Origin of the sequence: Chitinophaga arvensicola (assembly GCF_900110835.1) — a bacterium.
GTDB lineage: Bacteria > Bacteroidota > Bacteroidia > Chitinophagales > Chitinophagaceae > Chitinophaga > Chitinophaga arvensicola.
Genome location: NZ_FOJG01000001.1, coordinates 2,140,976 through 2,153,550 on the forward strand (window position 1 = coordinate 2,140,976; position 12,575 = coordinate 2,153,550).

10 protein-coding genes and 1 tRNA gene are annotated in these 12,575 nt (G+C 43.2%); 5 read left to right on the forward strand and 6 right to left on the reverse strand.

Annotated features, from left to right (window positions below):
- Nucleotides 1-31: 31 nt before the first annotated feature.
- From BMW79_RS09060 to BMW79_RS09070, 3 genes are all read right to left on the reverse strand, one after another.
- Nucleotides 32-2,206, reverse strand: a complete 2,175-nt coding sequence (locus tag BMW79_RS09060) for a GH92 family glycosyl hydrolase (RefSeq protein ID WP_245752428.1) — start codon at nucleotides 2,204-2,206, stop codon at nucleotides 32-34.
- Between the two features lie 149 nt (nucleotides 2,207-2,355).
- Nucleotides 2,356-3,033: a LytR/AlgR family response regulator transcription factor gene (locus tag BMW79_RS09065; protein ID WP_089893439.1), complete on the reverse strand. Its 678-nt coding sequence runs from the start codon at nucleotides 3,031-3,033 to the stop codon at nucleotides 2,356-2,358.
- On the reverse strand, nucleotides 3,026-4,063 hold the full coding sequence (locus BMW79_RS09070; RefSeq protein ID WP_089893442.1) for a sensor histidine kinase: 1,038 nt from the start codon (nucleotides 4,061-4,063) through the stop codon (nucleotides 3,026-3,028). Before BMW79_RS09070 ends, BMW79_RS09065 begins: the two co-directional genes overlap by 8 nt.
- Nucleotides 4,064-4,232: 169 nt before the next feature.
- Between BMW79_RS09070 and BMW79_RS09075 the strand changes: the two genes are divergently transcribed.
- From BMW79_RS09075 to BMW79_RS09090, 3 genes are all read left to right on the forward strand, one after another.
- Nucleotides 4,233-4,883: a DUF4395 domain-containing protein gene (locus BMW79_RS09075; RefSeq protein WP_089893445.1), complete on the forward strand. Its 651-nt coding sequence runs from the start codon at nucleotides 4,233-4,235 to the stop codon at nucleotides 4,881-4,883.
- Complete coding sequence (locus BMW79_RS09080; protein ID WP_089893448.1) at nucleotides 4,880-6,370, forward strand: aminotransferase class V-fold PLP-dependent enzyme; 1,491 nt, start codon at nucleotides 4,880-4,882, stop codon at nucleotides 6,368-6,370. Before BMW79_RS09075 ends, BMW79_RS09080 begins: the two co-directional genes overlap by 4 nt.
- Before the next feature lie 730 nt (nucleotides 6,371-7,100).
- Nucleotides 7,101-8,468 carry a DUF4236 domain-containing protein gene (locus tag BMW79_RS09090; RefSeq protein ID WP_089893454.1) on the forward strand — a complete coding sequence of 456 codons (1,368 nt, stop codon included), beginning with the start codon at nucleotides 7,101-7,103 and terminating at the stop codon, nucleotides 8,466-8,468.
- A gap of 304 nt (nucleotides 8,469-8,772) precedes the next feature.
- Here the strand turns inward: BMW79_RS09090 and BMW79_RS09095 are convergent, their stop codons facing one another.
- From BMW79_RS09095 to nfi, 3 genes are all read right to left on the reverse strand, one after another.
- Nucleotides 8,773-9,663 carry an archaemetzincin gene (locus tag BMW79_RS09095; protein WP_089893457.1) on the reverse strand — a complete coding sequence of 297 codons (891 nt, stop codon included), beginning with the start codon at nucleotides 9,661-9,663 and terminating at the stop codon, nucleotides 8,773-8,775.
- Between the two features lie 158 nt (nucleotides 9,664-9,821).
- Nucleotides 9,822-9,895 (reverse strand) — tRNA-Asp (locus BMW79_RS09100).
- Between the two features lie 90 nt (nucleotides 9,896-9,985).
- Entirely contained in the window at nucleotides 9,986-10,654 is a 669-nt protein-coding gene (gene nfi, locus BMW79_RS09105) for a deoxyribonuclease V (RefSeq protein WP_089893459.1), read from the reverse strand.
- Nucleotides 10,655-10,966: 312 nt separating this feature from the next.
- Between nfi and BMW79_RS09110 the strand changes: the two genes are divergently transcribed.
- Together BMW79_RS09110 and BMW79_RS09115 are read left to right on the forward strand one after the other, a co-directional pair.
- On the forward strand, nucleotides 10,967-11,566 hold the full coding sequence (locus tag BMW79_RS09110; protein WP_089893463.1) for an RNA polymerase sigma factor: 600 nt from the start codon (nucleotides 10,967-10,969) through the stop codon (nucleotides 11,564-11,566).
- A 47-nt stretch (nucleotides 11,567-11,613) separates the two neighbouring features.
- Nucleotides 11,614-12,567, forward strand: a complete 954-nt coding sequence (locus BMW79_RS09115) for a FecR family protein (RefSeq protein ID WP_089893466.1) — start codon at nucleotides 11,614-11,616, stop codon at nucleotides 12,565-12,567.
- The last annotated feature ends 8 nt before the right edge of the window (nucleotides 12,568-12,575 follow it).

Sequence of the window (12,575 nt, forward strand, 5' to 3'; positions counted from 1 at the left end):
CGCCGCATTTTTAAAATGCGGCGTTCTTTTTTTATTTCGTTACAACGGTGATATTCCCGCCATTTTTAAACAGGTCGTGCGATACAAAGTAGCCTTTATTGGTTTTGCCATTTACTTTGATACCGGTGAGGTTTCTGCTTTTTCCTTGTTTGGTGATGGTGATGAGTTTACCGCTGGAAGTATGCCATTTTACTTCATCAAACTGTGGCACGGTGACCAGGTATTCCGGATCAGTAGCAGAGAAGGTGTAAAGGCCGGCTGCACTGAGTATATACCAGGCAGACATTTCACCGGCATCGTCCATGCCGCAGAGTGCGAGTCCATCGTCTCCTATGCCGTAGAGATGGTTTAAGATATAGTCCAGTATTTTCTGTGATTTTTCCGGCTTATCTATAAAATAATAAGCGAAAGGGGCTTCATGATCCGGCTGATTACCGTGGCAATACTGGCCAATCATGGTTTCCACATTCCTTGCAATGTAGCTTGGGTTCCAGGGAACGGTAAAGAGGGAATCCAGTTTTGATTCAAAATTCTTTTTGCCGCCATACAGGTTGATGAGGCCTTTCATGTCGTGTGGTGCAAAGAAAGACACCTGCCACGCGTTGGCTTCCCGGTACATGTATTCGTAATAAGGATACTGCGGATTAAAGTGTTGGATCCAGCTGCCATCAGCCAGCTTCCCTCTCATAAACCGGATGGATGGATCAAACATGTTTTTATAGTTCTTTGATCTGGCCATCAGGATCCGGTAGTTGGCGGTATCGCCTAGCTTTTTGGCCAGTTGTGCCAGGGAATAGTCGTCGTATGAATATTCCAGGGTTTTAGAAACGCCTGCTTTCGCTTTTGTTTCTACATGCGGATTGGCCACATCGGGATCAGAGATAAAACCTTTTTCTATGTATTCTTTGATGTAAGGACGGGCGCCGCCTTCTACGTTTGCATTTCTCAGCAGCAGTTCGTAGGTACGTTTTACATCAAAATTATCGATACCCCTGAGATAGGCGCCCACAATGGAAGATGCGCCATGATCGCCGTGGAAGAAAGTGGGGATAAAGCCTGTTTTCTCTCCCACATCTTTCATGGATTTGATCACATCGAGGGTGACACCCGGGGAAATCAATCCCAGCAGCACATCTTTATTGCGGTAGGTATCCCACAGGGATGGTTCTGTGTAATAGTTAAAATCAGCTTTTACCACATTCTTTTTAGCATCCGTATACTGGCCGTTTACATCGCTGCGGAGGGCGGGCCAGAGGAAGGAGCGGTAAAGACAGGAATAGAACATTTGCTTTTGTTTGTCGGTGCCTCCGGTTACCTGGATGGTAGATAACAATGTTTCCCATTTGCTGGTGGCCTCGTTGCGGATATCGGCAAATGATTTATTCCCGATTTCTGTTTCCAGGTTTTGTTTTGCATTTTCCACACTCACGAAAGACAAGCCTATCTTCAGTTCTACGGGAGTGTTGGCACCATCAGCGATGTGTACTATTGCAAAGCCATTACGCTGGCCTTCTGCTGTTTTTTCGAGTTTTGCAACGGGCGTATTGAGGGTGGCGTAAAAGAAGATCTTTTCGCCGGTTTGCTGGTAGCCTTGCAGCACATTATTGCCTACCTGCTCAATACTCCAGTTGGATACATGGTTATTGGCTTTTGCGAGATCAAACAGGATCTGCCGGTCGCTGTTGTTTTTGTATTCATATTGGTGATATCCGCAGCGGAGCGTAGAGGTGAGCCGTACATCCACGTTGTAATCGTCCAGGTATACCTGGTAAAATCCAGGTGCCGCACTTTCTTTTTTATGGGAGAAGCGGGAGCCAAATTTTTCACCGGGTTGGGAAAGTGGCAGCAATGGAATATTACAGAGGTTCCAGTGGCCTTTGTTGGTATGTGTAAATCCGTAGATGATCGAGTCTTCATATTCATATCCCGCGCCGGAGCCATATTCGGTTATGGGGCTAAGTTGTACCATGGCATTGGGGAGAGAGCTGCCGGGAAAGGTAAGTCCTGCCCATGATCTCCAGCCTTTAGGCAATTCATAGCCCAGTATTTTCGGATCCGTTAGCGGGGCAGTGCCGATAAATGTGTTGACATACTTTGTATAGGTGGCGCCTGTCTGCGCTTTAGCTGAACTGGCGCCTAGTGAAAGGATTAATAAAAAACCGGAAAGGCTTTTCAATGCATGATTCATCATCGTTAATTGTTTCATTGTTGGAATTTCGTGCCGGGTTTAATTGACAATATGCGAAACAAAATCGATTTTTCACAGGGAAGAGCAGACAATTGGGATAAGTGGTAAATGATATGAAATTTTTTTAAAAAGGAGGTTGGATAGGTGTTATCGAAAGGAAGAATTGGCTAGAGTTTATCTATCACATCTTTATATCCTCTTCCTATGGGTATCGAATTGCCTTTTATTTCCACTATTTCTGCGGTATAGGCATCGATCTGGGGAATGGATACAATGAACGACCGGTGTATACGTTTGAACTGGTGAGTGGGCAGTACTTCCTCGATCTCATTTGTACTCATCTTTGAGATGAACGCTCCCCGATTGGTAACAATTTTGATGTACTCACGCTGGCTTTCGATATATAGTATTTCAGAGAACAGGATCTTTACTTTCCGCTTTTGTACATTCACGAAAATGAAATCCCTTGTTTCTCCGATGGCTTTCTTTTGTTCGGTATTCACTTTATTGACGGCAGTTAAAAATCGCTCAAACTCAATAGGTTTCAGCAGATAATCGGTTACATTCAGGTTGAAGCCCTCCACTGCATATTGATGATAGGCAGTGGTAACGATTACGGAGGGAGGATTGACCAGCGTTTTCAGGAAAGCCATCCCCTTTAATCTGGGCAGATGGATATCCAGGAAAATCAGATCTATATCGTGATGTAATAGGAATTCGGAAGCGAGGATGGCGTCCCTGAATACTTTTTGCAATTCCAGGAATGGTACTTCTGCGATGTAATCGCTCAGCACTTTTGCCGCCAGCGGCTCGTCTTCTATGATAATACAGGTTATTTTAGGCATGGCTTGCAAGGTTTATCTGCAGGGTAGCAGTGAAGATATAATCGCCTGGCAGTACTTTCAGCTGATAGTCGGTATACAGCAGCTGGAGTTGTCGCCGCAGGTTGGACAGGCCTATATTTTCTTTCGTATTTGTTTCCCCGGCCCTGTCGCCGGTCGAATTTTTTACTATAAAAAGTAATTGCCTGTTTTTAATAGAAAGGTGAATATCTACAAAAGGTTGCTCTCTTGTTTCTGATACGCCATGTTTAAACGCATTCTCCACCAGTGGAATAAGGAGCAGCGGCGGCAAAGACTGTTTCATATCTTCCAGGTCGTAGTTGAAATTGATGCGCAGGGAATCATCATACCGCAGCTTTTCCAGTGCTACATAGTCTTCGATTATTTTAAGATCCTGTTCCACAGCGGTATACGGACTGCTGGTTTCATACAGCATGTACCGCAGGATCTTTGACAGGCGCAGGATCGATTCCGGCGCCAGGTCGGATTTGTCTCTTGCCAGTGAATAGATATTGTTCAGCGTATTAAACAGGAAATGCGGATTGGTTTGTGATTTGAGATAGTTCAGCTCTGCCTGCTGGCTGGCGATACGTAATTGCTGTGTATCCTGTTTCAGTTTTATATAATTATAGATATGCCGGATAATTCCGAAGAATGCCACCGATTTTAAACTATAGCCGATCAGTATACCTATTCTCTGTTCCATAGAGACAGGAGTGCCCAGGGCCGAAAAAATGTGCAGAGAAAGCCCGATATATCTCCAGATATAAAAACCCAGCGAAAAAATAAATACATACAGGAAGAGTCGCAGGAACGAAGAAACGAATCTTTTCCAGCTCAGTTTAGGCAACGTATATTCGAGCAGGTAGTAATTCACCACCGACAGGTAACTGACTAACCATATTTCATTGACCACTCTCCTGGGGAAATCGGTACGGTCATCTATTACATCTGCTACCAGGTTTAATAACAGAAAAGCGGGTACGAGCCATATGTATAGCTGGTATCGCTTTATGTCTGATAGTTTTTTCATGTGGGTGTTTAGTAAGATAAATGTCGATAAATATTTTTCTTTCTCCTAAAGAATTTCGACGGTTGACTTTACCTCGCTGTTTGTTTACCAGGATCTGCTGTTCGTTGACAACGGGGTATCGTAATAAGCCTGATTTATTATTCTTGCAGCACAACCAAATATTACAGATATGAAACTGATTCAATTTGGCGAAATAGTAGCCGGGTATGATGTTCCTGTACTTAATGAAAGAGAAATAAGAGCTGCAGCCGGCATCCTGTTTTTAGCCACCTATACCTCCCTGATGTTTATCCTCTTTAATGGCAATTTTGTGTTGATAAAATATGTCATCTCCATCTTTCTGCTTGATTTACTGATAAGGGTATTTATCAATCCCCGGTTTTCGCCGGTGATGATACTGGGGCGTTTGATGGTGCGTAACCAGGCGCCGGAATATGTGGGCGCAAAGCAAAAAAGATTTGCCTGGAGTATTGGTATTGTTTTGTCGTCGGTGATGGGCTATCTTTTTTTGATCGTGAATGCATACAGTCCCATCACGGGTTTGATTTGCCTGGTTTGCCTGGTATTCCTGTTTTTTGAGGCGGCTTTCGGGATCTGTCTGGGTTGCCTGTTTTATCCACTGTTTTTTAAGGATAAAGCGCAGCTTTGTGCCGGAGAAGTATGTGAAGCGCCGTCTAAACAACCTATTCAGAAAATTTCACGCGCACAAATTATTATCCTGGTTTTCTTCATCTCATCCGTTTTCGTTGCCACACGTGTACTCCGGGAGCAGTTTAGCAGGCAACCACATGATTTCTTTAAAACCGCTGCTTCCAGATGAATACGCACACCCTTGAAATCGGATTAGAGCATTACTTTGCTGTTTACCGTAACAAAATTATCGGTCAGCATCAATATTTTGATGGCCCTGTTGGCTCCCGGAAAATTATTTATGCCGACTGGACCGCCAGCGGACGCGCCTATGGCCCTATTGAGCAATGCATACAGCAGGAGGTGCTTCCCTTCACCGGGAATACGCATACGGGTACTACCATTACCGGGACATTGATGTCTGAAGCCTATGAAGCAGCTAAACAAATAGTGAAATCGCATGTACATGCCAGTGAAGAAGACCGGTTGCTTTTTTGCGGCAGCGGTATGACAAGTGCTGTCAACAAGTTGCAAAGAATATTGGGAATGCGGGTGCCGGAGCAATTTGCAGTATCCATCCCGGAGGAATTAAGACCAGTTGTTTTCGTGACACATATGGAGCACCACAGCAATTACCTGAGCTGGCTGGAAACTATCGCCACCGTAGAAATGATCGGCTGTGATGACAGCGGTAATGCAGACATGATGCATTTCAAATTATTACTGGAGCAATTCGCGCAGCGGCCTTGCAAGATAGCTGCCGTCACTGCCTGTTCCAATGTGACCGGCATACAAACGCCTTATCACGATATCGCGAAACTGATCCATGCATATGACGGATACTGTTTTGTAGACTTTGCCTGTTCTGCACCTTACTGCACTATTGATATGCATCCACCGGAAAGTGATACACACCTGGATGCCATTTATTTTTCTATGCATAAATTTCTCGGAGGCCCGGGTACACCGGGGGTATTGATTTTTAATAAAGCACTTTACAGGAATGGGGTACCTGACCAGCCAGGTGGTGGTACAGTGAGATACAGCAATCCCTGGAAAGTACGCGAATACGTTACTGATATTGAACAACGGGAAGATGGTGGTACCCCGCCTTTTTTGCAGGGAATAAAAGCGGCGATGTGTATCCGGTTGAAGGAAGAGATGGGTGTTGCCAATATTCAGCGCCGTGAAGAAGAGCTGTTGGCCATTGTTTTCCCCCGGTTGGCAAAGGTAAAGGGAGTGCAGGTCCTGGAAGCAGGTATTACCAGAAGATTAGGTGTGGTCTCTTTCATTGTGGAAGATGCACCTTATAACCTGATCGTTAAACTGCTGAATGACCGCTTTGGGGTGCAGATGCGGGGAGGCTGTTCCTGCGCAGGTACTTATGGACACTTATTGTTGCAGGTAGATCAGCTACAGTCATATGCTATCAGGGATGCCATTCTTTCCGGGGATTTGTCGGCGAAGCCCGGCTGGATCCGTTTATCGCTGCATCCTGTGATGACGGATGCAGAGATCGGGTTCATCCTCGATGCCATTGAAGCTACTGTTTTAAACTGGAGACACTGGGCGGGTGATTATGCTTATGATCCTCATTCAAATGAATATTTCTTCAACGGCGGGGTAGGGGATACGAGGCGGCAGGTAGAGGGCTGGTTTGATATTAGTGAATGGTAATACAAGCGAATTTATTCCCGTAAACCATTTTTTTATGGATGAACAAGTGTTTTCCTGATTTTTTTATAAAAAAGGCGATATACGGTTTCCCGTAAAATTCTACACTTTTCATCCTCTATTTTTGTTACGTAATCAGTAACTATCCATTCATTATGAGTTTGACTTACTACGTATCAAAAATTCAGCAATCCACCGGAGAGCATGAAGTGCATGATGAAACCTGCAGTGTGCTTCCCAGACCCGAAAACAGAATTGAGTTAGGCAAATTTTCCGGTTGTTGGCCGGCTGTCAGCGCAGCTAGAAAAATCTATTTAACGGCTGATGGTTGTAAGATATGTTCTGCGGGGTGCCATACAAGGTAGTCAAGATAATAAACAGATACATTTACTTTTCCTTCCGCTATTTTATCCGTTACATTTCATGCTGTAAACCTGTAATTTTTTTTAAGATAAAAATATTGCCGTCGTCATACTGTCTTTGAGATTTTATGAGATTGATAATGATACAGGTGTACATGTCCTCAGTAGCAGAAATATCTTAAGACCTATTGCAGAGAGCCGGCAAAACAACATTGAAGAACGCCATGAGGAGTCATCATACGCTTTGGGAATGGGAGCGGCGTTCTTCAAAATTTTTCTTGTTGTTAGCTTACCACTGAGGTTAATTTCTTTCTCAATTATTACCCGAATACACTACTTCATTTCATTTACCAAAATTTGAATCATTAATTATGGGTTGGTCATATCGTAAATCAGTCAGTGCCGGGCCGTTCAGGATAAATTTTTCAAAAAAGGGAATCAGTTATTCAATGGGAGTAAAAGGCGCACGTGTTAACTTTGGACCCAGTGGCACACATGTCAGCTTAAGTGCGCATGGTATCAGTTACCGGAAAAAAATATCAGGTCCTGTTTCTCCCTCACCTCTCCGTATCCCGGCAACAGCCGTCATCGAAACACAAAATAATATCGCGTCTGCCACTGTAGAAGAATTAACAGATAGTGATTCCCACGCGTTTATTACTGAATTGAACGAGAAGTGCAAAAAGGTTTCGTATACGAAAGTTGCAAGAACGCTATTCGTAACTATTCTCTTAATGATATTGTTCTTTTCTTATGGAAAAAGGGAAATAATAATAAGGCCGGCAACAGATAACACTATTGTGAGAATAGTTGCATTTAAGGGTGCTCATATCAGAAAGGAACCTGATGTGAAATCCCGGATTTTAAAAACTGTGGCTTATGATCAGCAATTCAAGTTACTGGACAGCGCTGATCAAAAATGGTTTAAAGTAGAGTTGCTGGATTCGTCCGGGTATGTTAACCGCGAATTGGCGGCAACAGAACATTTGTTTTCTGAAGCAATAAAGGAAAAAGAAACTTACCTGGTAAATGAGTATCTCATACCTGAAATATTGTTGTGTATCATCCTTTTTATTCCATTGATCTTTTGGCTGCGAAAGCAGGATAAGAAGCGATTTAGTATGAATCTGCAGTATGATATAGATGATAACTATCAGCAGGTTTACCAGCAGTTCAAAACGCATTTTGTTACTTTCTCAAGGTCGGCCAGAGTCTGGCAATATGTGCATGCAGAAGGTACTGCAGATTACAAGCGAAATGCAGGTGCAGGCAAATTGATAAAAAGGGTAAGGGTACGGGCGTTATCAGAAAATAAAGTGCCGATGCCTTATTTTATTACAAACGTGGCCATTCCGTTTATCGCACTCAATAATATGGAGTTATACTTTTTGCCTGAGCGATTGCTTATAAAGCGCGGGAATACCTTCGCGGCGGTATTTTACAGGAATTTACGCATAACGGGCAGCATCAGCGAATTTATTGAATCAGAGAGCTTGCCGCATGATGCAAGAGTAATCGACTATACCTGGCGTTATGTCAATAAATCCGGCGGCCCCGACAAGCGCTTTAATGATAATCGTCGGATTCCTGTATGTGCTTACTCCCAGTATACCTTTACATCAGGTACCGGTATTTTTGAAATCATTGCCACATCAAAGCCCTCGGCCATGGATAATTTTGCTGAATTTGTTATGAAGATAGGTGCATTGCAAAACAGGATGGGTACTTGTTATCAGTGAGGATGACATGATTACGGTTATATTATGCTGGCGTATAGTTATTCAACAATTTAAGGACTGCCGTATTAACTTATCCAAGGGAGAACATTTAAGAAACATATATGAAGTGATGCACTTTGTCATGTATAAAAAAGTGAATTATCTCTATCCGATATTCACCTCATGTATAATTTCTATGTATGAAACCTGATAAGCCATTTAATGATCTTATTCACTGCCTCTACAAAGAGCGATTATAACCCTGCCTATATTAAGGCAATTGGTTAATTTCTAAGTGGCTTTAAGTCTTTAAGCCAGTTTGATTTTATTTTATTACATCTGAATCAAGTTTTAAAACTTTAGCATCCCATTCCAGATTATTTTCCAGGCAAAAGTCATATAGCTGTTTGAGCCTTTGTTTATTATCATATCTGAAGTTCCAGAATAATTTCTTTTGACATTCGGAACAAAGGCGGTTACTTGATAGATCTGTTTCCTGTAAACTGTTACTGCCATTCATAACACACATTGCAAACGTGCAATGTTGAATAGACATCATGTGGCCTATTTCGTGAGAAGAAATATTTACCAGTCTTCTTAAGAATAACCCGAAATTGACGGTATCCAGCTGTTTGTTTTGTAGTCTGTAAATCGAGGATACGCCAACTCTCCTGGTATAAGATGCCAGTCCGAATACATAATTCCAATCATTTTTTGGATACAGGTCTTTCGCACTGATGGCCAGTAATGCAATGCCATCTCTGGGTGTTTTTTCCCAGAGTAAGCTATCCAGAACATAAGGAGCCAGCAATTGTATGTTGTTGTTTCCTTTCTGTCGGATGGCATATGGAGGAACTGTTTTGTCTGTTACCTTCTTCAGTAATATTGTTTTTAACTGAAAGAAAATTTCTACATAATCCCTTGTCAGCTTCAAACCTTTCTCCTGAAGTGGGGTGAAGTCGCCGATAGGCATTAAATAAATTACTGCTTTGTGAGATGTGGGTCTTATCGGTTTACTTCCTTTGTATGCTTCAAAAGTTTGTCCTTTTTCTTTATGTTCAAAAAGCCATTCACCTGCTTTGGGGGTTTTCAGTTTTACATCATTTTCGCCAATGGCCCTGAAGTATTCGGATTGTGCCAGCATGACGGGATCTTTCTCTTTCCTGTTATTACAGGATAAAAGAACAAGTGTTATCGCAATGATGATGGTTCTCATGAAATTGTTGTTGGTAGTTTGGGATGAATCAGGTCCGGGATTTTGGCTAAAGTAATTAATTATATTGGCCTTGCCGTGTTGGGAGGTTGGTAACAAGGGTATAGATCAACTATAAAAAAGAAGCCTGCTCACTGAGCAGGCTTCTCCGAGATTTTCCGCGGACCGGACGGGACTCGAACCCGCGACCTCCGCCGTGACAGGGCGGCATTCTAACCAACTGAACTACCGATCCATTCCATCTGCCAGCTTTTCAGCCGTTAGATATTCCCCGTTTGGGGTTGCAAATATATAAATTATAATTCCAATTCTCCAAATATTTTTATCATACATTCTTTTTATAGTCCAGCAGGGCCAGGCGACCGTAGTGATCTGCCAGACGCGTTGTTTCCGGTAAACGATATTGTGTACACAGTTGCAGCACCTGTGCAGTGGCGGTGGCCAGGGAAATTTTATGCCCGGTGGAAACAAATACCGGGTTGATACCTTTTTGTGTTCTCAGGGCGTTGCCGATATGCTCTCCATTTTCTATCAGGGGAGCGATGCTGCCCCTTTCTTCTTCCAGGTCATGGTATTCACCGCATAGCCGGGTTTTGCCGCAGCCGATTACCGGTTTATGGATAGTAACCCCGAAATGACAGGCCATTCCAAAACGACGTTGATGTGCCTGGCCCTGGCTGTCGCAGACAATCAGATCCGGTTGAAAGGGCAATTTTTCCCAGGCCTTTAATAAAGGAGGCATTTCCCGGAAGGAGAATAATCCAGGTATATAAGGAAAGGTAACTTCCATTACATGTGTGGCAACAGCTATCACCTGCAGCGTACCGGCGTCCAGCAACACAATGCTGCCGGCAATGAGATCACTGTCTTTATCGTATTCCACATCGGTGCCGGCAATAATCTGAATTTGCGCCGGCAATTCATCTGTTGTGATCACCTGTTGCCGTAATTCTTTCTGTATCGCTATCGCTTCTTCTTCCGTCAATATATCCATAGTGCTTTATGAAACAGGTAGAAAGATAAGATATAGGAACGTAAGATGTACGCTTTATAAATATTCTCAACAAAATCTTTACGGTTTGAAAAAGTAAATTTATATTTGGATGAGACCTATCAGTCCAACTTAATTTTCAATCAAAGCACAGTAACAACTTAATTTTCACGGATGAACAGAACAGGTGATATGCACCTTTCACTTGTATGGCTTTGCTAAATCGATTTTGAAGAGAACATAGCAAAAAATATCAACCTTAATATCTACGTAATATTAGACAATTACTTTTGTAGGGACTGTTATATTCCAATTATGTCTGCGCTTAAGAAAATATCTTACCAACATACCTCCTGTACTTCCGCACAGGCGGACTACGAAGCCGTGGTAGCTATCTACTGGGATAAGTTACTGGGTATCGCGTCTGCCAAAACAAATCCACATGATGCTTTTGACATTGTACAGGATGTACTCATGAGTTTATGGGTAAAATGGGAAGAAGTACCTAAAGATGAAACGCTGGAATTTTACCTCCTCCATGCACTGAAACTGCGCGTATTCAATTACTACCGTACCAACGGCCGCTATCAGGCACACCTGAAAAGACTGGAAGTGGTATTAAATGATACACTCGAATCATCCGACGCCCTCGTACCGGATGTACTCCATGAACTGAAAGATGCTATTGTCAGCGAAGCACTGGATATTCTTTCTCCAAGCCAGCGACAATTATTTATTCTCCGGGTTAACTACCATTATTCTTACCGTAAAATTGCAGAGCAACTGGGTATAGATGCCGCATCAGCAAGGGTTTTATATAGCCGCGCCCTCAAACAGGTGAAGGCTCATATTAAATCAAATCCAGCTTTATCCGCCAGCCTTATCTCCTCCCTGATGGTGTTTACAATTTCTTAACCTTGACCTGAGTTAACATTTTTTGTGTTGCGGTTATTCATTAACAGATGGCAACACAAAGATATCCAAGGGCTGAAGCCTTACTGAGAAAATTTCATGCTGGAAAATGCACGCAGGAAGAGTTGGCATTATTGGACAACTGGTATGACGGACTGAATAACGACGCTACTTTATCAGCGATCGAATCTCATCTCCTCAAACAGCAATTCCTGACCAACTTCCGCAGTACACTGCCAGCCGCTCCGGTGGCATGGTGGAAACGTCGTTCCCTGCAATGGTCGGTCGCTGCCAGCCTGTTATTACTGGCCGGCGCCGTATGGATGTGGAATAACCAGACTACTCCGCCCAATACCCGCATAGCAGAACTGAAATCATTTGTGGTGACCAACGAAACCAGTAACATCAAACTCGTGGTATTACCGGATAGTTCCCGCATCTGGCTGAATACGGCCGCCTCCCTGCGTTGGAAAGAAGACTTCAACCGCCAACGCCGCAACGTACAACTTACCGGAGAAGGATTTTTTGAAGTACAGGGCAATAAAGACAAACCATTTGTTATTCATACACGCGACCTCGCCATCCAGGTACTCGGTACAAAGTTTAACGTAGAAGCCTATGCCGGCGAAGGATTAACACGCGTATCACTGGTGCAGGGTAAAGTGAAAGTAAATGCCAAAAAAGACAGCACCATTTTAAAACCTGGTTTTGCTGCCTCCTTTAATAATGGAGATAAAGGCCTGAACATTGCCGCTACCGAAGCCGGTAAAGTGGCTGCCTGGAAAGAAGGCGCCTTCAGCGCTACAGACCTGCCTTTCAAAGATGCCGTGATGCGCCTGTGTACACACAACGGATACCAGGTGAAATGGGAAAATACACAAGGCATCGATAAAAATATTTCTGTGCTGTTCAAAAAAGACAGCTTCACCAAAATGCTGGCAAATCTATGCTACATCAGCCGTAAACAATTCCGAATTTCCGACAGACAGGTGACCATTTATTAAACAACACG

Excerpts from the sequence above, each read along its gene's own strand:
- BMW79_RS09060 (WP_245752428.1), bottom strand. The coding sequence starts at position 2,206 with ATGAAACAATTAACGATGATGAATCATGCATTGAAAAGCCTTTCCGGT.
- BMW79_RS09065 (WP_089893439.1), bottom strand. The coding sequence starts at position 3,033 with ATGCCTAAAATAACCTGTATTATCATAGAAGACGAGCCGCTGGCGGCA.
- BMW79_RS09070 (WP_089893442.1), bottom strand. The coding sequence starts at position 4,063 with ATGAAAAAACTATCAGACATAAAGCGATACCAGCTATACATATGGCTC.
- BMW79_RS09075 (WP_089893445.1), top strand. The coding sequence starts at position 4,233 with ATGAAACTGATTCAATTTGGCGAAATAGTAGCCGGGTATGATGTTCCT.
- BMW79_RS09080 (WP_089893448.1), top strand. The coding sequence starts at position 4,880 with ATGAATACGCACACCCTTGAAATCGGATTAGAGCATTACTTTGCTGTT.
- BMW79_RS09090 (WP_089893454.1), top strand. The coding sequence starts at position 7,101 with ATGGGTTGGTCATATCGTAAATCAGTCAGTGCCGGGCCGTTCAGGATA.
- BMW79_RS09095 (WP_089893457.1), bottom strand. The coding sequence starts at position 9,663 with ATGAGAACCATCATCATTGCGATAACACTTGTTCTTTTATCCTGTAAT.
- nfi (WP_089893459.1), bottom strand. The coding sequence starts at position 10,654 with ATGGATATATTGACGGAAGAAGAAGCGATAGCGATACAGAAAGAATTA.
- BMW79_RS09110 (WP_089893463.1), top strand. The coding sequence starts at position 10,967 with ATGTCTGCGCTTAAGAAAATATCTTACCAACATACCTCCTGTACTTCC.
- BMW79_RS09115 (WP_089893466.1), top strand. The coding sequence starts at position 11,614 with ATGGCAACACAAAGATATCCAAGGGCTGAAGCCTTACTGAGAAAATTT.